This window comes from Phormidium tenue FACHB-1052, from assembly GCF_014696675.1.
Classification (GTDB): Bacteria; Cyanobacteriota; Cyanobacteriia; order Phormidesmidales; family Phormidesmidaceae; genus Nodosilinea; species Nodosilinea tenuis_A.
The window spans coordinates 11,436-36,180 of record NZ_JACJQN010000022.1 but is presented as its reverse complement, the minus strand read 5'-3'; the positions used below and the strand labels follow the sequence as shown (position 1 = coordinate 36,180).

The 24,745-nt window shown below is 59.2% G+C and carries 18 protein-coding genes and 1 riboswitch; of the genes, 11 read left to right on the top strand and 7 right to left on the bottom strand.

Going from position 1 to position 24,745, the window contains the following annotated elements; translation table 11 throughout:
- The first annotated feature begins 276 nt into the window (after positions 1 to 276).
- The 4 genes from H6G07_RS23220 to H6G07_RS23205 all read left to right on the top strand — a co-directional run bounded on the left by H6G07_RS23220 (position 277) and on the right by H6G07_RS23205 (position 10,866).
- Positions 277 to 2,685 carry a hybrid sensor histidine kinase/response regulator gene (locus H6G07_RS23220; protein ID WP_073610718.1) on the top strand — a complete coding sequence of 803 codons (2,409 nt, stop codon included), beginning with the start codon at positions 277 to 279 and terminating at the stop codon, positions 2,683 to 2,685.
- 29 nt (positions 2,686 to 2,714) lie between these two features.
- Positions 2,715 to 5,357 carry a PAS domain S-box protein gene (locus tag H6G07_RS23215; protein WP_073610719.1) on the top strand — a complete coding sequence of 881 codons (2,643 nt, stop codon included), beginning with the start codon at positions 2,715 to 2,717 and terminating at the stop codon, positions 5,355 to 5,357.
- Positions 5,358 to 5,720: 363 nt separating this feature from the next.
- Positions 5,721 to 6,953 carry an EAL domain-containing response regulator gene (locus tag H6G07_RS23210; protein WP_073610720.1) on the top strand — a complete coding sequence of 411 codons (1,233 nt, stop codon included), beginning with the start codon at positions 5,721 to 5,723 and terminating at the stop codon, positions 6,951 to 6,953.
- Positions 6,954 to 7,152: 199 nt separating this feature from the next.
- Positions 7,153 to 10,866, top strand: a complete 3,714-nt coding sequence (locus H6G07_RS23205) for a PAS domain S-box protein (protein ID WP_073610721.1) — start codon at positions 7,153 to 7,155, stop codon at positions 10,864 to 10,866.
- Positions 10,867 to 10,876: 10 nt separating this feature from the next.
- Here H6G07_RS23205 and ilvD read toward each other — a convergent pair whose 3' ends face one another.
- Entirely contained in the window at positions 10,877 to 12,772 is a 1,896-nt protein-coding gene (ilvD, locus tag H6G07_RS23200; RefSeq protein ID WP_073610722.1) for a dihydroxy-acid dehydratase, read from the bottom strand.
- Between the two features lie 226 nt (positions 12,773 to 12,998).
- Positions 12,999 to 13,445 carry a hypothetical protein gene (locus H6G07_RS23195; RefSeq protein ID WP_073610723.1) on the bottom strand — a complete coding sequence of 149 codons (447 nt, stop codon included), beginning with the start codon at positions 13,443 to 13,445 and terminating at the stop codon, positions 12,999 to 13,001.
- A gap of 676 nt (positions 13,446 to 14,121) precedes the next feature.
- On the opposite strand from H6G07_RS23195, the gene H6G07_RS23190 reads away from it, so the two are divergent.
- From H6G07_RS23190 to H6G07_RS23180, 3 genes are all read left to right on the top strand, one after another.
- Positions 14,122 to 14,514, top strand: coding sequence for a GFA family protein (locus tag H6G07_RS23190; RefSeq protein ID WP_073610724.1), 393 nt, complete (start codon positions 14,122 to 14,124; stop codon positions 14,512 to 14,514).
- A 394-nt stretch (positions 14,515 to 14,908) separates the two neighbouring features.
- Positions 14,909 to 15,586, top strand: a complete 678-nt coding sequence (locus tag H6G07_RS23185) for a cadmium resistance transporter (protein WP_073610725.1) — start codon at positions 14,909 to 14,911, stop codon at positions 15,584 to 15,586.
- An 81-nt stretch (positions 15,587 to 15,667) separates the two neighbouring features.
- Positions 15,668 to 15,862, top strand: coding sequence for a hypothetical protein (locus H6G07_RS23180; protein WP_139297174.1), 195 nt, complete (start codon positions 15,668 to 15,670; stop codon positions 15,860 to 15,862).
- Between the two features lie 12 nt (positions 15,863 to 15,874).
- Here H6G07_RS23180 and H6G07_RS23175 read toward each other — a convergent pair whose 3' ends face one another.
- The 5 genes from H6G07_RS23175 to H6G07_RS23155 all read right to left on the bottom strand — a co-directional run bounded on the left by H6G07_RS23175 (position 15,875) and on the right by H6G07_RS23155 (position 20,138).
- Positions 15,875 to 16,564 carry a phosphatase PAP2 family protein gene (locus H6G07_RS23175; RefSeq protein WP_073610726.1) on the bottom strand — a complete coding sequence of 230 codons (690 nt, stop codon included), beginning with the start codon at positions 16,562 to 16,564 and terminating at the stop codon, positions 15,875 to 15,877.
- Positions 16,565 to 16,579: 15 nt separating this feature from the next.
- On the bottom strand, positions 16,580 to 17,113 hold the full coding sequence (locus tag H6G07_RS23170) for a DUF7980 family protein (protein WP_199312383.1): 534 nt from the start codon (positions 17,111 to 17,113) through the stop codon (positions 16,580 to 16,582).
- Between the two features lie 50 nt (positions 17,114 to 17,163).
- Positions 17,164 to 17,634 (bottom strand): HAD family hydrolase, encoded by a 471-nt coding sequence (locus H6G07_RS23165; RefSeq protein WP_073610727.1) that lies wholly within the window; start codon positions 17,632 to 17,634, stop codon positions 17,164 to 17,166.
- Positions 17,631 to 18,452, bottom strand: coding sequence for a sulfite exporter TauE/SafE family protein (locus tag H6G07_RS23160; protein WP_199312381.1), 822 nt, complete (start codon positions 18,450 to 18,452; stop codon positions 17,631 to 17,633). The genes H6G07_RS23165 and H6G07_RS23160 overlap by 4 nt, the downstream gene beginning before the upstream one ends.
- A 66-nt stretch (positions 18,453 to 18,518) precedes the next feature.
- Entirely contained in the window at positions 18,519 to 20,138 is a 1,620-nt protein-coding gene (locus tag H6G07_RS23155; RefSeq protein WP_073610728.1) for a cation:proton antiporter, read from the bottom strand.
- Between the two features lie 85 nt (positions 20,139 to 20,223).
- Positions 20,224 to 20,307, bottom strand: a riboswitch (Fluoride riboswitch).
- A 164-nt stretch (positions 20,308 to 20,471) separates the two neighbouring features.
- On the opposite strand from H6G07_RS23155, the gene H6G07_RS23150 reads away from it, so the two are divergent.
- From H6G07_RS23150 to H6G07_RS23135, 4 genes are all read left to right on the top strand, one after another.
- Positions 20,472 to 21,149 (top strand): DsbA family oxidoreductase, encoded by a 678-nt coding sequence (locus H6G07_RS23150; protein ID WP_073610729.1) that lies wholly within the window; start codon positions 20,472 to 20,474, stop codon positions 21,147 to 21,149.
- A 185-nt stretch (positions 21,150 to 21,334) separates the two neighbouring features.
- On the top strand, positions 21,335 to 22,111 hold the full coding sequence (locus H6G07_RS23145) for a class II glutamine amidotransferase (protein ID WP_073610730.1): 777 nt from the start codon (positions 21,335 to 21,337) through the stop codon (positions 22,109 to 22,111).
- Positions 22,112 to 22,478: 367 nt separating this feature from the next.
- The gene (locus tag H6G07_RS23140; protein WP_084173582.1) at positions 22,479 to 23,546 is read left to right on the top strand and encodes a sulfonate ABC transporter substrate-binding protein; all 1,068 of its coding nucleotides are present in this window, start codon (positions 22,479 to 22,481) and stop codon (positions 23,544 to 23,546) included.
- Positions 23,547 to 23,581: 35 nt separating this feature from the next.
- A complete protein-coding gene (locus H6G07_RS23135) occupies positions 23,582 to 24,694 on the top strand; it encodes a sulfonate ABC transporter substrate-binding protein (RefSeq protein WP_084173584.1) in 1,113 nt (370 codons plus the stop codon).
- Positions 24,695 to 24,745 lie beyond the last annotated feature (51 nt).

Sequence of the window (24,745 nt, the reverse complement as noted above, 5' to 3'; positions counted from 1 at the left end):
GAGATCATGCCAGAACGCAGGCACAGAAGCGTGAGCCATGGGAAAAAATGCCCGCTCAACTTGAATTCTGCCATTTTGGGCTGTCTCGACCCAGACTCATCGGCTGGGGAACGGTAGCCCACGGCTCGATAATAATTGTTGTCATCGATGGTTTCAGCGGGGGCTCGGTGCTTACCATAATAGAAATAGGATTTTGTTGGCCGATCGCGAGGGAGCCATGGCGATCAAGTCGCCCACAGCAAGGGGGCCACAGCCATGGAGGCTGAGAGATATTCTATGACCGGGCCGCTAACCAGGCAGATTCTTTGGGTAGGTGAGCCTGCTGCATGGGGGCGCGATCGCCCGCTGACCGACCTGACCATACCCGAGGAAATCGTTGCCCTAGACTCGGTGGATGCCGCCCTGGCTCACCTCGCCGCTGGCCATCAAGTTGACGGCATTGTGCTAAATTTGGCCAGCTCAGCTCCGGTGGGGCTAGGGCCGCTAGGGGCGCTTCAGGCCCTAGCCCCCGACCTGCCGGTGATTGTGCTAGTCAACCCGACCCAGGCCACCCTGGGGCTGGAGGCTGTTTGGGCTGGGGCCGAAGACTACCTGGTTATGGGGCAAGCCGTCGCCGCCGACATCAAGCGCGCGCTGGACTGCGCCCTAGCCCGCCGCCATCGGCTGCGATCGGAGTTGGCGACAGGGGGCAACACTGGCGAACAGGTGCAGCTTGACGCTGAACGTCGACAAAACGAGGCGCTCTTGACCACCTGCATTCGGCAGCAAGCCATGCTGCTCACCAGCGCCGAACTGATTGGCAACATGGGCAGTTGGGCCCTCGACCTGACTACGAATCACCTGGTTTGGTCGGCGGGCACCTATCGCCTATTTGGCCTGCGCCCGGAGGAACCGATTGAGAGCTTTGAGCGGTTTATCGAGCGGGTGCTGCCCGAAGATCGGCCCCAACTGCTGCACAACCACGCCCACGTCGGTACGCTGCGCGGAATCTTGGAGGTCAACTACCGCATTCGTCGCCCCGATGGCGAGATTCGCTGGTTGGCAGATCGGGGCAACATCGAAGTCGATGACGAAGGGCAACCCTGTCGGCAGTTGGGCACGGTGATCGACGTAACTGCTCAAAAGACGGCGGAGGCCACCCTGCGGGCCAGTGAGGAACGGTTTCGGCTGGTTTCAAAGGCCACCAACGACGCGATTTGGGACTGGGACTTGCTCTCCGATGTCACCTGGCGAGGCGAGGGCTACAAAACCCTGTTTGGCTATGGCAAAGAGGATCTTGCGACCTCTAACGACTGGTGGCGCGATCGCCTGCACCCTGACGATCGTCAGCGGCTGCTGGCCTCAATTCAGACGGCCCTAGAGGGAGACGCCACCATCTGGACTGAGGAGTATCGCTTTCGCTGCCGCGATGGTCGCTATGCCTACGTCAAAGATCGGGGCTATGTGATGCGAAACGCCCAGGGGCAGGCGATCCGGATGATTGGCGGCATGCTCAACCTGACTGAGCAAAAAAATCTGGAGGCCCAGCTGTTGCAAAGCCAAAAAATGGAGGCCATTGGCCATCTGACTGGTGGGGTTGCCCATGACTTTAACAACCTGCTGACGGTGATTTTGGGCAATGCCGAGCTGCTGGTCGAACTGCTCGACACCCAGCCCCGGCTGCGATCGCTGGCCGATCTGATCAGCAGTGCGGCCCAGCGGGGGGCCGACCTCACCCAGCGCCTGCTGGTCTTTGCCCGCCGCCAAATCCTCGACCCCAAGCCCGTCGATGTCAACCAGCTGATTGCCCACATGGATGCGCTACTGCGCCGTGCCCTGGGAGAACAGATCGAGGTGCGCTGTAGCTACGCCGCTGACCTGGGGCTAGCCCTCGTCGATGCCAGCCAGCTAGAGAGCGCCCTGCTCAACCTCTGCCTCAACGCCCGCGATGCCATGGACGGCGTGGGCCGCCTCACGCTTACGACCGCCCACACCTGCATCATTTCGATGGTTGACGATTCTCAAGCAAGCTTTTACCCTGGCGACTATGTCATGGTCACTGTCTCAGACAATGGGGTGGGCATGGGGCCAGAGCTGCTGAGCCAGGTGTTTGAGCCATTTTTTACCACCAAGGCCAAGGGCAAAGGCACCGGGCTAGGCCTGAGCATGGTCTATGGCTTTGTTCGTCAGTCTAACGGCTACGTCAACATTGACTCTGAGCCGGGGGTGGGCACCACAGTGCAGCTATACTTGCCCCGCTGCCGCGATCGCCCCCCACCGGCCTTAGACCGCCGTGCCCCCGATTTCTCTGCCGAGGTAGACGGCTGTCCTGGCGGCTCAGAGCTGATTTTGCTGGTCGAAGACAATACTCTGGTGCGCGACTATGCCCAGCAGCAGCTCGAAAGCCTGGGATATCAGGTGTTGGCCGCCGAAAACGGCCCGGCTGCCCTAGAACTGCTGCATCAGTGGCCCGCCATCGATCTGCTGTTTACCGATGTGATCATGCCCGGCGGCATGAATGGCTGTGACCTGGCGGCTGCGGCCCACCGGCTGCGTCCACAGCTGCGGGTTTTATATACCTCTGGCTATACCGAAAATGCCCTGATTCCTCAGGGGGCTCAGGAGCCTGAGATCCTTCTGCTAGCCAAGCCCTACCAGCGGGCTGAGCTGGCTCGCCATGTTCGTCAAGCCCTCGCCAAAGGTTAATCCAGGGAATGTCTGCTCGCGGCCCAGCTATGACGTTTCAAATGCTGTATGCCGCGCCCCGCTGCGTGCGGGGAGCGACCATGGCCGGTTTTGTGGCGGTGTTTCTGGCCGATATCGTCACCCCCCTGGGGTTTGCCCACGGCATGCTGTATCTGCCTCTAGTGGCGGTATCAGGGCTATCTCACAGCAGCCGATGGGTGGTGGTGGCAACCGTGGCGGGGGTGGTGCTGACGGCGATAGGCTTTTTTGTGTCACCCTCGACGCTAACCGGGGTGGCCCTGGCCTACGCGATCGCCAATCGGGTGGTGGCAGCCCTAGCGACCGCTATCACCGGTTGTCTCACCCTGGCGGTGGTGCGGTATTTCAGCCGGGTGCAAGTGGCCCAGCGAATGCTCAGCCAAACCCACGACACCCTGCGATCGCAGCAGACTCTGCTGCAAATCGCCAGCGAGATTGGCCACCTGGGCGGCTGGCTGGCCCGCCTTGATGACCAGGCGGCGATCTGGTCTGAGGAGGTCTGCCGCATCCATGAGGTGGAGCCTGGCTTCGCCCCCACGGTGGCCCAGGGCATCGAGTTTTATGCCCCTGAGTACCGCGATCGCATTGCCAGCGTCTTTGCCACCTGTGCCGCCACCGGCCACCCCTTTGACGAAGAGCTGCAAATCATCACCGCCCGCCAGCGCCGGGTGTGGGTACGCGCCATCGGCCAGCCCGTACGGGACGACCGGGGCACCATCGTGGCCGTGCAGGGCGCGTTCCAAGACATTACGGCTCAAAAGCGGGCCGAAGCGTCCCTGGAGCGCAGCGAGCAGCGGTTTCGCCAGTTAGCCGACGCCATGCCCCTGATTGTGTGGACTGCCGAGCCCGACGGCACCGTTGACTACGCCAGCCACGCCCTGCGGGTCTACACCGGCATCTACGATCCAGCCACGCCCCCCAGCCAGATCTGGATGACCCTACTGCATCCCGACGATGTTGACCCCTGCCTGGCCATGTGGACGGCGACCGTGCAGGCCGCTAGCCCCTATCGATTTGAGTTTCGGCTGCGGCGCTACGATGGCGACTACCGCTGGCACCTGGTGCAGGCGGTGCCCATTCGTGACGAAGCTGAGCAAATTGTTAAGTGGTACGGCACAGCGATCGAAATCCACGACCAAAAGCAGCTCGAACAGGAGGCCCGCCAGATCGCCGATCGCCTCAACACCACCCTAGAGAGCATCACTGACTGCTTTTTTACCCTCAATCGCCAGTGGAATTTTACCTTTGTCAACGGCCAGGCTGAGCAACTCTGGCAGCGTCAGCGAGCCGATCTGCTGGGCAAGTGTGTGTGGGAGGAGTTTCCAGAAGCGATCGGCAGTGTCTTTCAGCAGCAGTTCGAAAAAGCGGTAGACGAGGGGCGATCGGTCGAGTTTCGAGAGTTTTATCCCCCGCTAAACGCCTGGCTGGATGTGCGGGCCTATCCCTCCAGCGAGGGCCTGGCCGTGTACTTTCAAGATGTGACCGATCGCATCGCCCTGGAAGAGCGTCTGCACCAGTCGCAGCGGCTAGAGTCAGTCGGTCAGCTGACCGGCGGCATTGCCCACGACTTTAACAATCTGCTCACCGTGATCTTGGGCAACGCCGAGCTACTGAGCGAAATGCTGGAAGCCGACCCTCACCTGCACCCCCTGGCAAAGATGATTGGCAGCGCCGCCCAGCGGGGGGCCGAACTCACCCAGCGGCTGTTGTCCTTTGCCCGTCGCCAGGCCCTCAACCCTGAGGCGGTGGATATCAATCAGCTCATGACCCGCATGGATGAGCTGCTGCAACGCACCCTGGGCGAGCACATCGACATCGGCATCGTGGGGGCAGCCAATCTGTGGCCCGCCCTGATCGACTCGGCCCAGCTCGAAAACGCCCTGCTCAACCTCTGCCTCAACGCCCGCGACGCCATGGTGCAGGGGGGGCAACTCACCCTCGAAACCGCCAATGTCCACCTCGACCTAGACTACGCCAGCCAGCATGGAGATGTAGTGCCGGGGCAGTACGTCATGGTGTCGGTATCCGACACAGGCGTGGGCATTGACCCCAGGCATCTAGAGCGGGTGTTTGAGCCGTTCTTTACCACCAAAGAAAAGGGTAAGGGTACCGGCCTCGGTCTGAGCATGGTCTACGGCTTTATCAAGCAGTCAGGGGGCCACATCAAGCTCGACTCCGAACTCGGCCACGGCACCACCATCCGAATGTACCTCCCCCGGTTTTGGGGCGATATTCAGCCCGCCCTGCCCGTCTCAGAGGGAGTGGTGCCAGGCCACTCAGAACTCATTTTGCTGGTGGAAGACAACGAGCTGGTGCGCCGCTACGCCCACGATCAGCTGGTTGACCTGGGCTACCGGGTGCTGGTGGCCACGAGTGGGCCAGCCGCTTTGGCCCTGCTCTCTCAGCCAGACTCCATTGACCTACTGTTTACCGATGTGGTCATGCCCGGCGGCATGAGCGGGCGCGACCTCGCTGAGTTGGCCCAGCAGATTAGGCCGGGGCTGCGGGTGCTCTACACCTCGGGCTACAGCGACAATGCGATCGTTCATCAAGGTCGGCTAGATGCGGGCATCCTGCTGCTCAGCAAGCCCTATGGCCGCACCGAACTCTCGCAAAAAATTCGAGAGGCGCTGGCTGTCTCCCCCCACCCATGACCCCAAAAAATCCGGGCCAGGGCACTAGGTTAGGGCTTAGCATAGTGTACGGGTTTGCCAAGCAGTCCAACGGGCAGATTCCAGCTCTGCGATGGGTCAAGCACAGATTCTCTTGGTCGAAAACGATGACCTAGCGCACAGTTACGGGCAAAATCAGCTATAGCCAGGGTATCGGGTGGCAGTAGCTAGCCGTAGCCCGGCTGCATTGGCAACCATCTAGGGCAAGCTATTGTTCTCCCAGGGCAGCCAACCTGGCCTAAAAATGCCCTGTGCTGACTGGGCAAACGTGGGCGGGCAGGCTGAGAGATGACTAGCTAGGCCATGGCAGTACAGGGACGGGTCGAGGGGAGCAAGTGACAAGGCATGGGCGATCGCCGACTGTTGATTTTAGATGACGACCCCATGACCGGGGAGACCATTCAGCGGATCGCTGAATTTGCCGGGCTGGAGGTGCGTTTCACCCCCGACCCCGACCGGTTCTTTACTCTGCTCCACGAGTGGCGGCCCACCCACATTGCCCTCGACCTAGTGATGCCCACCATGGATGGGGTTCAGGTCATGGCTCGGCTGGCCAAGCTGTCCTGCCGGGCCAGAATCATCATCACCAGCGGCGTCGGCAGTCGAGTGCTCGATGCCGCTGGGCGATCGGCGGTCGAGCACGGCCTCGACATTGCCGGGGTGTTGGCCAAGCCCTTTTCGCTGCCCCAGCTGCGAGAAATGCTGCTGGGCCAAGTTGCCAGCCCGCCCCTAGCGCCCCCGGTTGCCGGTGCTCCCATTCAGCCGCCGGAGCTGACCCCAGCCGACCTGCACCAGGCCCTCGATCGCCGTGAGTTTGTGCTGGCTTACCAGCCTAAGGTGCTCTGCACCACAGGCGAACTGGCCGGGGTTGAGGCTCTGGTGCGGTGGGCTCACCCTGTCTATGGCCTGCTGCCGCCGGGGCGGTTTATTCCCCTGGTGGAGAGCTGCGATCTGATTGACCCCCTCACCGATCAGGTGATTGAGCAGGCCCTGGCCTGGTTTGGGCCGCTCTGCACGGCGGGGGCGACACCGCTGTCTACGGCGATCTGCGAGCACCTGATGCTGTCGGTGAATATTTCGGCCCGCACCCTGGGCAACGGGGCGCTGTTTGAGCGCGTGCAGGAGCGCTGCGGTGCCCACGGCGTTGACCCGGCTCGGCTGATCTTTGAACTCACCGAAACCAGCGCCATGGATGACCCGGTGGCCTCCCTCGATCTGCTCACCCGGCTGCGCATGATTGGCTTTCACCTGTCGATCGACGACTTTGGCACCGGGTTTTCGTCGATGCTGCAGCTGGTGCGGCTGCCCTTTTCAGAAATCAAGGTGGACAAGTCGTTTGTGATGACGGCGATGACCTCCCCCGAGTCGCGCACGGTGGTGAAGTTTATTGTTGACCTGGGCCACAGTCTGGGGCTGCGCTGCACTGCTGAGGGGGTTGAAGACGCTGAAACCCTCGATTATTTGACCGCCATTGGCTGCGACTTGGCCCAGGGCTACCACATCGCTCGCCCCCTGGCTGGCGACGATTTTTGGCCCTGGCTGGCCGCTCGCGATCGCTATGCCCTGAGGGAGAGCTAAGCCATCGCACCGAGCCTTAAATTTAAAGTTCAACCAGGGGGTGTCCTCAGAGCTGGGTTGCCCAGGCCCGTTACTACAGCCCGTTAACTACAAACTATGAAGGCTAAGGCAGCGCCGATCGCCCACGGCTATGTAAGGGCATTATAAAGAAAGCATGCAAATTTACACATTCGCATGTAAATCGTCACACAGGCCCAGGATGAATGACTCCACCGACGAGGCTGAGCGGCTAGCGACGGTGCAGCGATATCACATCTTAGATACGCCGCCGGATGGAGCTCTAGACCGCATAACCGCCCTCGCCGCCCGACTATTCCAGGTTCCGATGGCACTGATTACGGTGGTCGATCGCGATCGCATCTGGTTTAAGTCGCGCTATGGGGTGACCCTAGAGCAAATCGACCGGGAGTTGGGGCTGTGCGCCTCGGCGATTTTGCAGGGCGAGGTCTACGCCATTGCCGACGTCCGCCAAGACCCGCGCACGGTGTCCCATTCCCTGGTGCAGGGCAAGATGGGCCTGAGGTTTTACGCCGCCGTTCCCCTCACCACTCCCGATGGCCATGCCCTCGGCACCCTGTGCATTCTCGATCGCCAGCCCCGCCAGCTGACCGCCGACGAAACTCAAACCCTAGTCGATCTGGCCAGCCTAGTGATGGATCAGCTAGAGCTGCGGCAGCTCAACCAGTCGCTAGCGGTCAACGCAGCCTTGCGCGCCGCTGAGCTAGCCGAGCGCAACGCCGAGCTAGAGGCCAGCAACCAGGCCCTCCACCTGAGCAATCAGCGCTTTCGCAACGCCTTTGACTATGCTGGCATCGGTATGGCTTTGGTCAGCTTGGAGGGCCACTGGCTAGAGGTCAATCACGCCCTTTGTGAGATCACCGGCTACACTGAGGCTGAGCTGCTGACCATCGATTTTCAGTCCCTAACTCACCCCGACGATCTGGAGGCTGACTTAGATCTCACGGAGCAGCTCATCAATCGCAAGATTCGTTGCTGCCACCTCGAAAAGCGCTATCGCCACAAGCAGGGTCACTGGATCTGGATTTTGCTCAGCTGCTCGGTGGTTTGCGACCTCCAGCAAGAACCCCTGTACTTTGTATCTCAGATTCAAGATATCAACGGGCGCAAGCAGTCAGAGCTGGCCCTGCGCAAAAGCCAAGCCATGCTGATCAAAGCCCAGAGCGTGGGCCGCATTGGCAGTTGGGAGTATGACGTTGCCACCCAGAAGGTCACCTGGTCCGCCGAAAAATTTCGCATCTTGGGGCGCGACCCCGCCTTGGGCGAACCCAGCTTCGACGAACTGCTGCGGCTTTACCATCCCGACGATGGCGATCGGTTGCGTCAGGCAGTGGAAAACGCCTTAACGACTGGCCAGCCCTACAGCATTCGAATTCGGTGTACCCACAGCGATGGGAAAATTCGCTACCTGGATGACCGGGGTCAGGCTGAATGCAACGCCCAGGGTGAGGTCGTGCGCCTGTACGGCATTGCTCAAGATATTAGCGATCGCGTGCAGGCCGAGCGTGAGCTGCGCGAAATCAGCACCGCCCTGGCCCACGCCGTCGAGGGCATTTCTCGCTTGGACAACGCCGGGCGCTATGTCAGCGTCAACCAGGCCTATGCCGCTATGGTCGGCTATACCCCCGAGGAACTGGTGGGCCAAAACTGGCAAATTACTGTTCACCCTGACGATCTAAAGCGAGTCATCCTAGCCTACGAGCACATGCTAGCCGAGGGCAAGGTCAACGTTGAAGCCCGGGGAATCCGTCAAGATGGCTCAATTTTCCATAAACAGTTGTTTATGGTGACGGCCTACGATGACCAGCAGCAGCGCCAGGGCCACTACTGCTTTATGAAGGATATTAGCGAACGAGCCCAGCTCGAAGCCGAGCGTAGGCAGGCCGAAAATGCCCTGCAACAGGAGTTAGAACGATTGTCTGAGGTGGTCGATACCCAGCAAAAAGTTGCCTTGGTCAACCCCCACCTAGAGCAGGTGATGACGGTGATCGCAGAAGGTGCGCTATCGCTCACCCGTGCTGATGGGGCCGCCGTTGAACTCCTCGAAGGTACCGAGCTGGTGTGTAAGGCCGGTAGCGGCATCGCCCAGGCCCACCTGGGCTGGCGACTGCCCCTGGCTGACAGCCTGGGCGGCCAGTGCCTTGCCGAGGGCCGCACGCTGTACTGCGCCGATGTGGAGCGTGAGGGATGGGTCAATTCTCCCATTATTCAGGTTCTGGGGCTGCGATCGCTGGTGGTGGTGCCCTTGACCTATCAATCAGAACAGGTCGGCGTGATCAAAGTCTTCTCGCGCCAGCCCAGCGCCTTTACCGGGTCTGATCAGCAAACCCTACAGCTGATGGCGGGCTTTTTGGCGGCTAGCTTACACTCAGCGCGGGAGTTTGAGGCCAAAACCACCCTGCTGCAAGAGCTGCGAGACAGTGAGGAGCGCTATCGTTCGGTGGTTGCGGCCCTTTCTGAGGGGGTGGCTGTGGTGCAGGCAGACGGCATCCTGCTGACCTGCAACGCCAGTGCGGCCAAGATTGTCGGGCTGCAAAGTTGGCAGATTGTTGGTCGCTCTCTGGCCGATATGAAACTGTACATGATTGGGGAAGACGGCTCTCCCTACCCCCAGGAGGCCCATCCAGCTGTTCTCACCCTGAGCACGGGACAGCCCGTTCACAACCAGGTGATGGGTCTGGTTAAACCCGACGGCACGACCTGGATTTCCTGCAATACGCGCCCCCTTTTTCATCCCAACGAACGCCTGCCCTATGCGGTGGTACTGTCGTTTACCGACATTACTGAACTGAGGCGATCGGAGGTGGCGGCCCTGCGGCGGCGGGCTGAGCAGGAGCGACTGCTGAGTGAAATTGCCCAGCGCATTCGTCAAACCCTCGACCTCAAAGCGATTCTCACCACGACCGTGACCGAGGTGCAGCAGTTTTTGCGCACCGATCGGGTGCTGATCTATCAGCTAGAGGCCAGTGGCCAGGGCGTGGTCATTGCCGAGGCCGTCACCGCTGGCTACCCCCCGCTGCTGGGGCACCAAGGGCACAGTCCGCTCGCTGAGGCGCGGCAGGTGCAGTTACAACAAGGCCACCTGGAGGCGGTTGCCGATCTTCAGGCCAAACCCGATCGCCTCTGCCCCCTCGATTGCCTCACCCAGGCCCAGGCTTTGGTGGTGGTGCCGATTGTGCAGAGCAACCGGCTGTGGGGCATGCTGATTGCCTACCAAAACCAGGGGCCGCGCCCCTGGGAACCCTCTGAGCTAGATGTGCTCAAGCGATTGGCCATTCAGCTGGCGATCGCGATTCAGCAGTCGCAGCTCTACCAGCACATTCAAACCGTCAATCGCCAGCTCGAACACCTGGCCACCCACGACGGCCTCACCCAGGTGGCCAACCGACGCAGCTTTGATACCTATCTTCAGCAGGAGTGGGGGCGTCTGCTGCGCGACCAGATTCCCCTGAGCCTGATTTTGTGCGACATTGACCACTTCAAGCTGTACAACGATACCTACGGGCACCCGGCGGGAGATGTGTGCCTGCAGCGGGTGGCCCAGGCCCTAGAGCAGGTGGCCCAGCGCCCCGCTGACCTGGTGGCCCGCTACGGCGGCGAAGAGTTTGCCCTGGTGCTGCCCGACACCGACCGGGCCGGAGCCGAGGCGATCGCCCGCGCCATTCAGCAGACTTTGATCGAGCTAGCCCTGTTTCACGGGGCCTCGCCCCTGGGCCAGCGCATTACCCTCAGCCTGGGCATTGCCAGCCTGGTTCCCCGTCAGGAGCAGTCGGCCCAGATTCTGATTGACCAAGCCGATGCGGCCCTTTACCTGGCCAAGCAGCAGGGGCGCGATCGCTACCGAGTGTTTCACCTAGGGCAAGGCCAGGCCGGGTTGGGCAACGGAGCCTGCTAAGCGGGAGGATCTACTCCAGCATCTCTAGGTTGCGCACGCCCCCCTGGTCAGCGCTGGTGGCCAGTAGGGCGTAGGCCTTGAGGGCCGCAGTCACCCGCCGCTGGCGGGGCTGGGCGGGTTTCCAGGCGGCTTTGCCCTTAGCCTCCATGGCCACCCGGCGATTGGCCAACTCTTCTGCCGATAGATCGACGTTAATGGTGCGGTTGGGGATGTCGATCACGATGCGATCGCCCTCTTCGACCAAAGCAATATTGCCCCCCGCTGCCGCCTCGGGTGAGGCATGGCCAATGGAGAGCCCCGAGGTGCCGCCCGAGAACCGCCCGTCGGTGAGCAGGGCGCAAACTTTGCCCAGCCCCTTAGATTTGAGGTAGCTGGTGGGGTAGAGCATTTCCTGCATCCCCGGCCCGCCCTTTGGCCCCTCATAGCGGATGATCACCACGTCCCCCGCCTGTATCCGGTCATTGAGAATGGCGGTGACGGCGGCATCCTGGCTTTCAAAGATGCGGGCTGGCCCTTCAAACACTCGCAAAGTCGAGGTCGGAACGCTGGTGGTGTAGCGTAACTGCTCCGCCTCAAACATACTTTCGTCGATGCCTGCGGTCTTGACGACGCAGCCATTGACGGCCAGGTTGCCGTAGAGCACGGCTAGGCCACCGACCTGCGAATAGGCATGCTCCACACTGCGGATACAACCTGACTGCCGATCTAGATCGAGGGTAGGCCAGCGCGTGTCTTGGCTGAAGGCCACCTGGGTGGGAATGCCCGCCGGGCCAGCTCGAAAGAAGGTGTGCACGGTGTCGTCGGTCGTGCGGGTCACGTCCCAGCGATCCAGAGCTTCCTTCAGGGTGGGGCTGTGAACCGTGGGTACGTCGCTGTGCAGCAGCCCGGCCCGGTCGAGCTCGCCCAAAATGGCGTATACCCCCCCCGCCCGGTGCACATCTTCGACGTGGTAGTTGGGGGTGTTGGGAGCCACCTTACACAGTTGGGGCACTTGCTGCGACAGGCGATCGATGTCGGCCATGGTAAAGTCCACCTCGGCTTCGCGGGCTGCCGCCAGCAGGTGCAGAATGGTGTTGGTAGATCCGCCCATGGCGATATCCAGCATCATGGCATTCTCAAAGGCTTTGAAACTGGCGGTGGAGCGGGGCAGCACCGACTCGTCGCCCTGCTCGTAGTAGCGCCGGGTGATATCGACAATGGTGCGGGCGGCGGTGAGGAACAGGTCTTTGCGATCGAAGTGGGTGGCCAGGGTGGTGCCGTTGCCCGGCAGCGACAGGCCGATCGCCTCTGTCAGGCAGTTCATCGAGTTGGCGGTAAACATGCCTGAGCAAGAGCCGCAGGTGGGGCAGGCGGAGCGCTCATACTCTTCGACATCCGCGTCGCTCATGGTGTCGCTGGCGGCGGCCACCATGGCATCGACCAGGTCGAGCTTGTGCTCGGAGAGCTTGGTCTTGCCCGCTTCCATCGGCCCGCCCGAGACAAACACAGCGGGAATATTCAGCCGCAGGGCCGCCATCAGCATGCCGGGGGTGATCTTGTCGCAGTTGGAAATGCAGACCAGGGCATCGGCGCAGTGGGCGTTGGCCATATACTCGACGGAGTCGGCGATAATCTCCCGTGAGGGCAGGCTATAGAGCATGCCGTCGTGACCCATGGCGATGCCGTCATCAACAGCAATGGTGTTGAATTCTTTGGCGACGCCGCCAGCGGCCTCAATCTCGCGGCACACCAGCTGACCTAGATCCTTTAGATGCACGTGGCCCGGCACAAACTGGGTGAAGGAGTTGGCCACCGCGATGATGGGCTTCTCAAAGTCCTCGCTTTGCATGCCGGTGGCGCGCCAGAGGGCGCGGGCTCCGGCCATATTGCGTCCATGGGTGGAGGTTTTAGAGCGATAGGTCGGCATGGCACGTTCTAGTCTAAAGGATTGGCTAGGGTCTGGCTCCAGCATCTTGAAAGCATGGGCGAGACTGTAAGCGTAATAACCACAATAGCTGACTATACGGTTCACATAAATAAGGCATGCCCCCCAACCCGATCGGGTTGGAGGGCAACTAGAACTTAGTAATGTGGTTAAATCGTGCGTTTAAGGTGTTCAGTACCTTAACTATTCGTCCTCCCACTTACTAACGCTAGTCGCTAAAAGCACCTTTGATGTTATCTACGGCCCGCTCAACAGCATTCATGGATTTTTCAGCTGCTTGCTCGGTGCGATCGGCATCTTTGCTTGCTTTTTGCTCAATGCGGTTGCGATCGCGCTTGGCCTTGCGCTCAACAGCGCTCCCCGTGTCCTCAGCCTGATCGACTTTCGCAGCGTTGCTTCTGGCGGCGTCTTTAACTTTGTCTTCCGCAGTGCGGATGATATTTTTGGAAGCCCCTTTCACATCCTCAGCAGCCCCTTTGACCTGGTTGCCAGCGTCTGCGGCTGCAATTAGGGTTCCACCAGGGGCAGCCATGGCTGAAATATTTGAGAGCGCCGGGCTCTGCCAGACGAAGGCGATCGCAACTAGGCAGACTAGGGTTGCAGTCACTCTACGACCTAGGGCCGAAAGTTGGTTCATGAAACGATTAGACTTCATAGACATAGTCCTTACAGAATTTAACTATCTAGTTTTATCCTGCTGGCCTTGGCCATTAAAACATCCTCTAGATAGACTTTTGTTGAACTCAATTTTTGCGAGAATCTGCTAGCTGTTGTCAGTTATGGCTGTTGGCCAAGATTAATTTTGCTGGCAGATATTGGGCAGAGCATTGCTGCCAACAAAATTCATACTAAAAAAGCTTACCCTTCTACCCTTAAAATAGGCGACCCATAGCGCGATCGCTTATTCTTTTGGTAGAAGGGTAAGCGTGTCCTCGAGAGAAGGAGTAACGTCGTGTTTCCTTTATTTTCATAACGTGATATTCATTTGCTCACCAACAAAAAAATGGAGGCAGCAAATTTGAGGAATTCAACAATTAGCTTGAGTTGAATTGTCACAGCTATTGCTGATCAGGTCTTATTATTTCAGGAATGTGCGGGTTGAGTATGGATTCAGCTTAGGAGAATAACTGGGTATCTCCTTCGCCCTAAGGACAGAAACTAAACTCCGATTGGCCCTTCGTTTGAGGGATATATAGCAAGAGCCTGTAGCTCAAATCACCCTATTCAACCCGACAAACAACGCCTTTAAGGCGGAAGAGCCCACTCGATCCGCTCAAACACACTGTTAGCATTCACCGTGCCTGCCCGCTTAATTTTAGAGGAGACGCAGTATGGAGCAATTCCATGGCGGTTGTTTGTGCGGCAACGTGCGAATTGTGGCGACGGGACGCCCGTACCGAGTCGGCCTTTGTCACTGTCTGGACTGTCGCAAGCATCATGGGGCTCTTTTTCACGCCTCCGCGATTTTCCCTCAAGATGCGGTGGCGATCGCTGGCGAAACCCGCGACTACGAAGGGCGGTTTTTCTGTCCCCGCTGTGGCTCGTCCGTTTTCGCCCGTACCGCAGACGAAATCGAAGTGTATCTAGGTTCTCTAGATGCCCCCAATCAACTGGTGCCAACCTACGAAAACTGGATTATCCGTCGCGAGGCTTGGTTGCCGCCGTTTTCGCTGACAAAACAATATGAGTGCGATCGCGACCCCACAAGTCGCTTTGAGGAGTAGGTCGCCCGATCAAAATCGGCGAGATTTTGCTAAGTTCCACGACCGGTCTTCTGCCCACGCAAGCATTGTTGTGTGCTCCAAAAACTTAGATTGGGATCTGACACCACCCAAATTCGTCGTGTTTTGAGCTGCCAAGACAACATTGCGGGTCAGCTTCTGCGCGTTACCAAGTAGCTATATCGCATTCAAAAATCGCCAATTTGCCTTTCAAAAATGACCCGTCTGGGTACTGCTAATAGGCTCAGCTCCTGTGATAGAACCGTTGCTAGATAAAGGTTTCAGCCCTTGTGCTGCATCCATAACTTCAATTTATTGATTCTACAAAAAATAGCGTTTGCTCTTATTTTTGGTGCCCCGTAAATTGAGGGTGCTCTTCCTTCAGGGGTAATGACCTATGGACTGGATTGTACCGACCGTTATGCTTGGGTTAGCCACCGCTACGGCCACTACCTTCGATGACAACATCTACTTGACGATGTTTTTTAGCAAAACCAACCGCACCTTTCGGCCTCGCCACATTGTGGTGGGTGAGTTTGTGGGCTTTACTGGGCTGGTGGGCATTAGCCTGATTGGCTATTTTGCTGGACTCATGATTCCTCATATTTGGGTTGGCCTACTGGGCTTTTTGCCCATTGCCATCGGCGTCAACGCCTTGCTCAGCCGCCAAACCATCGCCGAAGACGAGACCGTGGCTGTGTCGGTGGCCAACCCTACCCGTTCCCACTACCGGCAGGTGTGCCGCCAGTCGCTGGGGCACACCCTGCGCGACCCTCAAACCTATCGGGTGTCGGCGGTCACTTTGGCCAACGGCGGCAACAACATCGCCATCTACATTCCCCTGTTTGCCAGCAGCACCCTGCCTCGCCTCAGCATTATTTTGGCGGTGTGCTACGCGGCGATTGGCCTGTGGTTGGCCTTGTCCTACAGCCTGACTCGCCAGCCCCAGGCGGCATTTGTGATGGCCAACTACGTGCGGCGCGCGTTTCCTTTTGTGCTGATCTGGCTGGGGGCTTCAATTGTGCTCGAAAACGGCAGCTATCAGCTGCTCTATGCCCTGGCTCCTGGGTTGTAGCGGAGTGCGAGGGTAGGGTGGAAGAGTGACGGGGTGGATGAGTCGATGGGTGGATGGGTCGATGAGTTATGGGAGATGATTATGAAGACTCGACGAGAGCGTTTCTTTGCGTGGGGGTGCTGCGATCGCGATGCGGGCCTGCTGCCCCAAAGCACCGACGCCGACTACTGGGATGGCTATCGCTCTGGCAGGCCGACGGGGCTAGATGAGGTGGTGCGCTACTTTCCCACCGCTGAGGCGTTTTTGGCCTGGCGATCGCAGCGAGTAGACGGGTGAGTCACCCCTGCGCTAGCGAGGTTGAACGGGTTGCCCTTTGGCTTCGGTCGTTAACCCTGACAGCAGCGGTAGCCAGCGAAACATAGCCTGGTGCAGGCTCAGCGCCCAGGCGATCGCGAGCAGCCAGCCCCCCAAAATATCGCTGGGGAAATGCACCCCCAGATAAACCCGGCTCGCCCCGATGCAGAGCACAAATAGACCGCCTAATCCCAGCAGCCAAGGGCGCTTAGGACTATCCCAGTTGAGCAAAACTAGGGCCAGCACGAAGGCCATCGAGTAGGTCGCGTGGCCGCTCGGAAAGCTAAAGTCGGCGTGGGGCGGAATGCCTTCCCACAGGGCGGGGCGCACCCGGTGCCAAAGCAGCTTAGCGACTTGGTTGAGCCCAGCGCTGCCCGCCATCACAAAGGCCAAATAGCTGGCCGGTTGCCAGCGACGCCGCCAGAGGCCCAGGGCCATCAGCCCTAGGGAAGCGGGCAGCACGCCCAAAAATGTGCCCAGGTCAGTGGCGATCGCCACATCTCGATTTAGTGCTGGGGTGGCGTAGCGGTGCAGGCGCAGCAAAAAAGCCGCATCCCAGGCAGGTAGGGTCGGGTAGGCCGCCACCAGCAGCCCCAGGCCAATCAAAATCACCAGGGCCAGCAGCGGTAAAATCACTCCCAGCCAGAGGGGGCCGGGGGCTGAAGGGCGAGCAGACTGTTCCATCGGAATAGGGTTAACTTAGGCTGAAATCCAGGTCATGAGCCAGCTAGGCAGCACGGCGTTGAGATTGGTGAGCAGGTCACCCGTGAGAAAATCGGGCACCTCTAGAATGTGCAGCTGTAGCAGCACCACGATCGCCAGGGTATACACCGTGGAGGTGATCAAGCCGTTGCGCAGCGAGTGACCACTGCTGCCCTGCCCCCCTTTTTGCAGTGCGGTGACCGCTCCCTGCTGCATGAGCACAAAGCCGACGACGTTAGTCAGCCAGTAGCCCAGCCCGGTCATAGGCACCAGGGCATCGGGAAAGGGGCGACTGACCAAGTAGCCAAAGCCCAAAGCCAGGGGCAGATTGATCACCAGATCATTCCACCAGCACAGGGGTGAGAGCAGGTAGCCGACCACCACCAGGCTGCCGCCCCCCAGCCGCCGCAGCCAGGGGGCGGCAGCTTGGGGGGCATCCGCTATAGATATAGATGCGCTGTCTGCGGCGGCGGTAGCCGTGTCTAACTCAGTATCAGCATTCAACTTGGTATCGGACTGAAGGAGTGACAAGGGGTTCATCCTAACTATGGGGGTTAACGCTAAGCAGAGGAACTGCAAACCTACGATCGCAACGTAGCCACCAGTCGCCGAGGCTGGCGCAGCAGCTCAAGGGCATCCAAAATGCTGGTGGCGATAACATCGGCTGAGACTAGGGTTTCGACCGCACCTCCTTCGCGCTGCACTAGGGCAATACCCAGGGCGGCGGCTTTGAGCATCTGGCGATCGTTGCGGCCATTGCCGATCGCCACCACCCGCTCGGTGCCCAGGTCGGTAATGTAGGCCAGCTTGGTTGCGGCCTGGTTTTCGGGTGGGGCAATGGTCAGGCTCAGGGGCAGGCCCGCTAGTTCGCCCTGGGCCAGCCCAAAGGTGTCGGCGGTGATCACGTGGATCTGCAACACCTCAGCCAGTGCCGCCAAGATTTCGCCCGCCTGAGGCATGAGACGACCATCTATGGCCAGGGTGCCGTTGTAGTCCAAAACCAGGTGGGATAGCTGGAAGTGGCGAAAGCCGGGAACGTTGATGTCGATCATGGGTTTAGCAACAGTCTCAGGGCAAGGGCAATAACGGTAACGACGTAGATGCGGCGGAGCCAGCGGTTGGGCAAGCGCAGCACCACCCGGCCTCCCAAAAACGCGCCCGAGAACATCACCACACCTAACAGCAAACCCAGGCCAAAATCTACTAGCCCCAGGTAGATAAACACTAGGGTGGCCACCAGAGACGAAAAAATATTGACCAGCTTGCTAGTGGCGATCGCCCCCACAAAGCTATGGCCAAAGCAGCCCACAAAGGTCGCGGTGAGCAGGGTGACGTAGCCGCCGCTAAACAGTCCGCCGTAGATCGCCAACAGAAAGGTAGCCAGATACCCGATCGCTACCTCTAGGGCAGAACGTTTGGCCAGGCTGGGCTGAAGGCCACTGTCACCCAGCGTCAAAGAAACCCCAACCACCACCAGCATAGAGGCGGCGATCAAGGACGACAGGGCACTGGTGGGCAGCCGCTGGAGCAGCACCGCTCCCAAGGCAGACCCCACCAGGGTGAAGCCAATTAGCCCCGGCGCGCGCTGGCTGTCGAGTTTGTGTTGGCCCACAAAAGGCAGGGTGGCACCGATGCTCATCAGGGTGAGAGCGGCCATATTGGTGGCGATCGCCACCTGCGGCTCGACCCCCGCCTGCAGCAGCGCGGGCACCGTAATTAGCGAGGTGCTGCCGGTCACCATGCTGACGGCGCTAGTGAGAAAAAACACCCCCACCAAAAGCGCCAGCACGGTTGGGGAAAGCCCCAGCTCACCTAAGCTGAGCTCGATCTGAGCTGCGATCGCACCATTGACCATGCCGAACCCGCCCAAACCACTAAAAGCCTATCGGATTACCGGTGTTTCCCTCAAAAACTATGCCACAGTTTCAGTACGCTTTCAATATTTTTGAGATTCAACCACAATGACCGGCAGCTCGCTGGTCTCTAACACCGCTTGAGAGACCGATCCTACCAGCAGGTTGTCTAGGGGACGGTGGTTACGCTTGCCCACCACAATCTCAGCCGCGCCATACTCTCGGGCCACCCGCCCAATCTCCTCGGGCACCGAGCCTGACGCGGTGATAAACCGATGGCGAATGTCGGCCAAGCACCGCTGCACTCGCTGGCGCAACTCCTCTACCGCCGCCGGATCGTCCCCTCGCACTACGTGCAGCACCACCACATCGGCATCGCTGCGGCGGGCCAGTTCAGCCGCTTTGGTCAGCACCGCTACTGCCAGCGGCGAGCTATCCACCGCAGCCAGCAGCACAATTTCGCGGGCAACGGCCACCTTGGTCGGGTCAACCTCACCGCGCTCTAGCAGCTTCGGTGCAAAAACAGGAATCGCCCAGGCCCCCAGGGGAGCCGTGACCAAAATCGAGAGGGCTGACAGCGCCAAAATAATCTCGCCGCCCTCGACCCCCTGGGCCAGCGGAATCGCACCGATCGCCGCCTGTACCGTCGCCTTGGCCGAATTGCCCGGCAGCAAAAATAGCCGCTCTCTCCACGTCCAGTTGCTGCCCACCGTAGACAGATACCAGCCCAGCGATCGCCCCACCAGGGTGCCAATCGCCAGCACCAGCAGCCCCACGCCCAGGGTATCGCCCAGCACGCTGAGCTCAATGCTCGCTCCCAGCAGCACAAATAGACTGATCTGGGCGATCGTCCACAGGCTGTCGAAGCCGCCCCGCAGCCGTCGCGCCAGCGGGGCGTCGAGTTCAATGAGAAAAAAACCAGCGGTCATCACCGCCAAATAGCCCGAAAACACCGGAAAATCGTCGGCCACCACCACCAGTAACAGGGCAAAGCTGGCCGTCACCAGGGCATCTTGTACCGCATTTTGAGTCCAGTTTTGCTGGGTCAGCAGCGACACCAGCAGGCGGGCCGTCAGCCACCCCAGCAAAATCCCCAGGGCAATCTGGGCAACAATTTGCAGCGGCAGCCGTTGCAGCGGGCTCAGCGTGACGCCGCCTAGGGTAATGGTGGCTGCACCCTGGGTCAGAAACGCCAGCAGCAGGCTAAACACCAGCAGCAGCAGCACATCCGAGAGGGCACTGCCGGTCAAAATCGCGTCGGGAATGCCTTTTTTCACCCCCCAGCCCAGGCTTTTGAGTCGCAGCATGGCGGGCACAATCACCGCCGGTGACTCGGCCCCGAGCACGCAGCCCAGCAGTAGCCCCGTGGCAATATCAACCTGAAATAGCCACACAGCGGCCAGGGCAATGGCGATCGCCTCACAGGCGGCGGGCAAAAACCCCAGCCGCAGCGCCACCGACCCCTGCTGGGCCAGCTTTTCGCGATCGAGGCCCAGGCCCGCCTTCATCAAAATCACCATCACGGCAACGGTGCGTAGCCCGTCCGCCGCCGCCAATACCCCAGGGCTAATCACATTGCCCACCTGAGGGCCAAGCAGAATCCCCACCAGCACCATGCCCACCAGGTCAGGGGCCTTGAGCCGCCGGGCAATCTGCCCAACGAAAAAGCCCATCAGCAAAATCCAAATTATGCTTTCTAACATGTCGCCACGCCAAAGTTGAACGGGTTGCGCGGCCTGTGGCAGTAGTTAAAAGACTCAAAAGCCCCTACCCTTCCGCCCCAAGCCGGAATGAGTAGGAGCCATTAGCCCTTAGGCGGTCAAATCTGACTCACGTAGGGCGGTTTTGGCGAGCTCCATCGCCTTTTCTATGGTTATACCAGGTCGGCATGAACTGTGGCCACCCTACCGGTTCAAAAAGCCGGTTCAAAAAGAGAGACAGCAAACGGGTGGGCAAAATAGCGATATGGTGAAATAACGCCTAGCTACATCGCTTTTATCTCACGTTCCTCCCCCCTCATCGCACTCTTGACACCCATGGAACCCATTCAGATTTCCTATTTTTCCGATGTGCTCTGTGTTTGGGCTTACATCGCTCAAATACGTTTGGATGAGTTGACAACGGTCTTTCAAAATCAGGTTGCGATCGAATACCATTTTGTACCGGTGTTTGGCAATGCCCGAGAAAAACTGGAGAGCCGATGGCGAGAAAAAGGAGGATTAAAAGGCTATAGCAACCACGTGCTCGAAGCCGTCCAAAAGTTTGATCACATTGCCGTTGATCCTGATATTTGGACAGGGGTTACGCCGCCATCATCGACATCCTGCCACCTGTTTCTCTACAGCATTCAGTTATTAGAAACCAAAGGCGTTATTCCCAAGTCAGAGAAAATTTTTGAAAAGGCAGTTTGGTCGTGTCGCGAAGCCTTTTTTACGAAACTTGCCAACATCAGCGATCGCGCCGTACAGTTTGCCCTGGCTGAAGAGTTGGGCCTGCCGATCGCCGCCCTTGAGCAGCAAATTGACAGTGGCGAGGCCTACGCTCTGCTCTCAAAAGACTTGGAGTTGGTCAAAGAGCACGCTGTTACCGTTAGCCCAACCTTGATCTTTAATGAAGGTCGGCAACGACTCAACGGCAATGTTGGCTACCGCGTGATCGAAGCCAATATTCGAGAATTGCTGCATAACCCGCCTGAAGAACAGTCTTGGTGCTAGGCCCGTCGGCAGAGTAGACGCGATCGCCGAGCCGGAAGTGGGCGAGGCCGCCGCGTTCAGCTCTACAACTCCGAAACCCTAGACTGGTCGCCAGCGGCCAAACCCTGTTTGGTGATGATGTATCGATCGCAGCGGTAACGGAGTTAGCCTGAGAGCTACTAAAAGACTCGTGAAGATACGCCACTATGTGCCAGCTGTTGGGGATGAACTGCAATGTGCCCACTGATATTTGCTTCTCCTTTGAGGGGTTTTGTGCGCGCGGGGGCAAAACCGACGACCACAAAGACGGCTGGGGCATCGCCTTTTTTGAAGGTCTAGGCTGTCGGGTGTTTCTCGACGACAACCCGTCTAGCGCCTCGCCCGTGGCCGCCTTCATTCGGCAATACCCAATCAAATCGACGAACGTGATTGCCCACATTCGCAAGGCCACCATTGGGCCAGTCAAGCTCGAAAACTGCCACCCCTTTAAGCGAGAGCTGTGGGGGCGCTACTGGGTGTTTGCCCACAACGGCGATCTGCCGACGCTGCCCTGCGACCACCAGGGCATCTACCGCCCGGTGGGGCAAACCGACAGCGAGCAGGCCTTTTGCCTCATACTCAACCACATTCGGCAGCGGTTCCCCGATCGCAAACCCCCCATTCAAGACCTATACCTCGCCCTGCAAGAGATTACGGCGGCGATCGCCCCCCACGGCATCTTCAACTATTTGCTGTCGGATGGCGAACACTGCTTTGCCCACTGCTCCACCAAGCTCTGCTACATCGTGCGCCAGGCACCTTTTGCCGCCGCCCACCTAATTGACGAAGACATTACGGTGGATTTTCAAGAGCTGACCACCCCGAGCGATCGCGTCGCCGTGATCGCCACCACTTCCCTCACCGACAACGAGGATTGGACTCCCATCCAGCCCGGTGAGTTGCTGGTCTTTCAAGACGGCTTACCGCTCCATCTAACCCCTTGAGTCGGGACGCCCCTCAATTATCTCCCTAGAAACCCTCGGCTTTTCGTTTTTAGGGGGAGATCCACGTCTGACGTTCAGATCCGAATTTGATAGGCTTCAGGCGGCAATAGGTTCTTTGCCCCATTGGTATCTTGCGCCCGGAGACTAACACCAAGGCGTCCCAATTTTTCGGTAAATGTTGAATGAAATTAAATTTCATTTGTAACAGAGTTTACTTGAACTTCACTCAAGCTGCGTGCCATACTGCGCCAGCAAACAGCGGTATTTCTACCGACTTACCGTAGTTATCCTGGGTTGGCTTCGGCTTTGAGCAACTGCTGCAAGGTCAGGTCTGCGCCAGGAATAGATCATTTGTGGAGGCACAGCCATGGCACAGCATCGCCCAGCTTGGGGGCTTACTCGGCGACAGTCGCTAAAGTCGTTTGCCTATTTATTTGCCAGCGGCATGGGGCTGAGTGCAGCAGTCACCGCCTGTAGCAGCGACTCCACTACCAGCACCGAGCCCCAGGCCACCACCGCCAAAGCCAAGGTGCTACGCATTGGCCACCAAAAGTTTGACCCGTTCATCTTGATCAAAGCGCGGGGCGGGCTTGAGGAACGGCTGAAGGCCTTTGGCACCCGCGTCGAGTGGATTGAATTTCAGTCGGGGCCGCCCCTGCTAGAGGCGTTGAACGTTGGCAGCATCGACATTGGCCGCACCGGCGATGCCCCCCCGGTTTTTGCCCAAGCAGCGGACACGCCCTTTTTCTATGTCGGCAGCGGCGCACCCCGACCCAAGAGTTCGGCCATTGTGGTGCAGGCCGATTCGTCGGTGCAAACCCTAGCCGATCTCAAAGGCAAAAAGGTGGCCTTTCAGCGTGGCTCCAGCGCTCACTTTTTGGTGGTGCAGGCGCTCAAAAAAGCCGGGTTAGCCTGGTCAGACATTGAGCCGGTGAACCTCACCCCCGCCGATGCCCGCTCTGCCTTCGAGCAAAACAACATCGATGCCTGGGGCATTTGGGATCCCTTCTACGCGGCCTCAGAGAAACAGGTAGGGGCGCGCACCCTGGCCACCGGGGAAGGGCTAGCCCCCAACCGAGAGTTTTTCCTGGCCTCTAAAGCCTTCGTGGCCGACAACGAAGCGCTGCTGGTGGCCCTGCTCGAAGATACCGCTGAGGTTGCCCAGTGGGCCGACAACAGCCCCGCCGAAGTGGTGGAGGTGCTGGCCCCCATCACCGGCCTAGAGCCAGAGATTTTAGATGTGGTCACCCGCCGCCGCACCTGGATCTTTGACCCGGTGCAGACCGAGGCGATCGCAGAGCAGCAGCGCATTGCCGACGCCTTCTACGAGCTAGCGCTAATTCCTAAAGCGGTGCGCGTGCAAGACGTGATCTGGACCCCCAGCTCAGCTACCTCGGCCCGGCTGAAGCCGTCTGCTGCCAACCTCCTCGCCTAACTCCCCACTGCCATTCACCAAAGTTGAGCCCATTCATGAATTTTGAAAAACCGGAGTTTGAAAAAGCTTTGCAGATTGTGCCTCGCTACAACCACTCCCATAGCCAGTCCCAAACCTCAGCGTTGCGGGGGTTAGCCTCCCGCCGCCGATTCCTGCGTCAGGGCGGCATGTTCTTAGGGGGCATGGCCCTGGCCGGTGCGGTGGGAGCTTGCAGCAGCGAGTCTACGCCTCAGGCCCAGACTGGGGCGACCCAAGCCGGTGCCGGTGGTGCTGCCCCCGCTGCCACCAAGCAGCTGCGGGTGGGCTACCAAAAGTCATCGACCGTGCTGAACCTGCTGAAAAACCAAAAGCTCCTCGAAAAGCGCTTTGAGGCCGAGGCCTTCCCCATCACCTGGAACGAGTTTGCCGCTGGCCCCCAAATGCTCGAAGCCCTCAACGTGGGTAGCATTGACGTCGCCTACACGGGTGAAACCCCGCCGATCTTTGCCCAAGCCGCCGATGCCCCCCTGGTCTATGTCGCATGGGAAGACGTCGGTTCGCTAGCCGAAGCCATCCTCGTGCAGAAAGACTCGCCGATTCAAAGCGTCGCCGAGCTGAAGGGCAAAAAGGTGGCCCTCAATAAAGGCTCTAACGTCCACTACCTGCTGGTCAAAGCCTTAGAAGAAGCGGGTTTGCAGTACAGCGACGTCGAGACTGCCTACCTGCCCCCCGGTGACGCTCGCTCAGCCTTTGAGCAAAATAGCGTCGATGCCTGGGTGATCTGGGATCCCTTTCAGGGAGCAGCAGAAAAGCAGCTGGGAGCCAGAACGCTGCGCGACGGCAAAGGCATCGCCCGCAATCGAGGCTTCTATCTCGCCACCAAATCCTTTGCCGATAGCCAGCCCGACGTACTCAAGGCGGTTTTAGAAGAGGCCGAAACGATCAGCACCTTTGCCAAAGAAAACCCCGCCGAGGTCTCTAAGTTTTTGTCCAACGAGCTGGGGATTCCCACCGACGTGCTGGATCTGGTGGAAAGTCGTCGCGGCTATGGCATTCAGTCCATCACCGACGAGGTCGTGACCTACCAGCAAGACATCGCCGACACCTTCTACGACCTACAGCTGATTCCCAAAGAAATTGATGTATCCACCGTCATTTGGAACGGCTAGGTAATGCCTACCAAGGCACTAAAGCTTGACGTAGGGCCGATACAGCTCAAA

Excerpts from the sequence above, each read along its gene's own strand:
- H6G07_RS23185 (WP_073610725.1), top strand. The coding sequence starts at position 14,909 with ATGGACTGGATTGTACCGACCGTTATGCTTGGGTTAGCCACCGCTACG.
- H6G07_RS23205 (WP_073610721.1), top strand. The coding sequence starts at position 7,153 with ATGAATGACTCCACCGACGAGGCTGAGCGGCTAGCGACGGTGCAGCGA.
- ilvD (WP_073610722.1), bottom strand. The coding sequence starts at position 12,772 with ATGCCGACCTATCGCTCTAAAACCTCCACCCATGGACGCAATATGGCC.
- H6G07_RS23190 (WP_073610724.1), top strand. The coding sequence starts at position 14,122 with ATGGAGCAATTCCATGGCGGTTGTTTGTGCGGCAACGTGCGAATTGTG.
- H6G07_RS23145 (WP_073610730.1), top strand. The coding sequence starts at position 21,335 with ATGTGCCAGCTGTTGGGGATGAACTGCAATGTGCCCACTGATATTTGC.
- H6G07_RS23150 (WP_073610729.1), top strand. The coding sequence starts at position 20,472 with ATGGAACCCATTCAGATTTCCTATTTTTCCGATGTGCTCTGTGTTTGG.
- H6G07_RS23195 (WP_073610723.1), bottom strand. The coding sequence starts at position 13,445 with ATGAAGTCTAATCGTTTCATGAACCAACTTTCGGCCCTAGGTCGTAGA.
- H6G07_RS23140 (WP_084173582.1), top strand. The coding sequence starts at position 22,479 with ATGGCACAGCATCGCCCAGCTTGGGGGCTTACTCGGCGACAGTCGCTA.
- H6G07_RS23220 (WP_073610718.1), top strand. The coding sequence starts at position 277 with ATGACCGGGCCGCTAACCAGGCAGATTCTTTGGGTAGGTGAGCCTGCT.
- H6G07_RS23175 (WP_073610726.1), bottom strand. The coding sequence starts at position 16,564 with ATGGAACAGTCTGCTCGCCCTTCAGCCCCCGGCCCCCTCTGGCTGGGA.
- H6G07_RS23165 (WP_073610727.1), bottom strand. The coding sequence starts at position 17,634 with ATGATCGACATCAACGTTCCCGGCTTTCGCCACTTCCAGCTATCCCAC.
- H6G07_RS23215 (WP_073610719.1), top strand. The coding sequence starts at position 2,715 with ATGACGTTTCAAATGCTGTATGCCGCGCCCCGCTGCGTGCGGGGAGCG.
- H6G07_RS23210 (WP_073610720.1), top strand. The coding sequence starts at position 5,721 with ATGGGCGATCGCCGACTGTTGATTTTAGATGACGACCCCATGACCGGG.
- H6G07_RS23135 (WP_084173584.1), top strand. The coding sequence starts at position 23,582 with ATGAATTTTGAAAAACCGGAGTTTGAAAAAGCTTTGCAGATTGTGCCT.
- H6G07_RS23155 (WP_073610728.1), bottom strand. The coding sequence starts at position 20,138 with ATGTTAGAAAGCATAATTTGGATTTTGCTGATGGGCTTTTTCGTTGGG.
- H6G07_RS23180 (WP_139297174.1), top strand. The coding sequence starts at position 15,668 with ATGAAGACTCGACGAGAGCGTTTCTTTGCGTGGGGGTGCTGCGATCGC.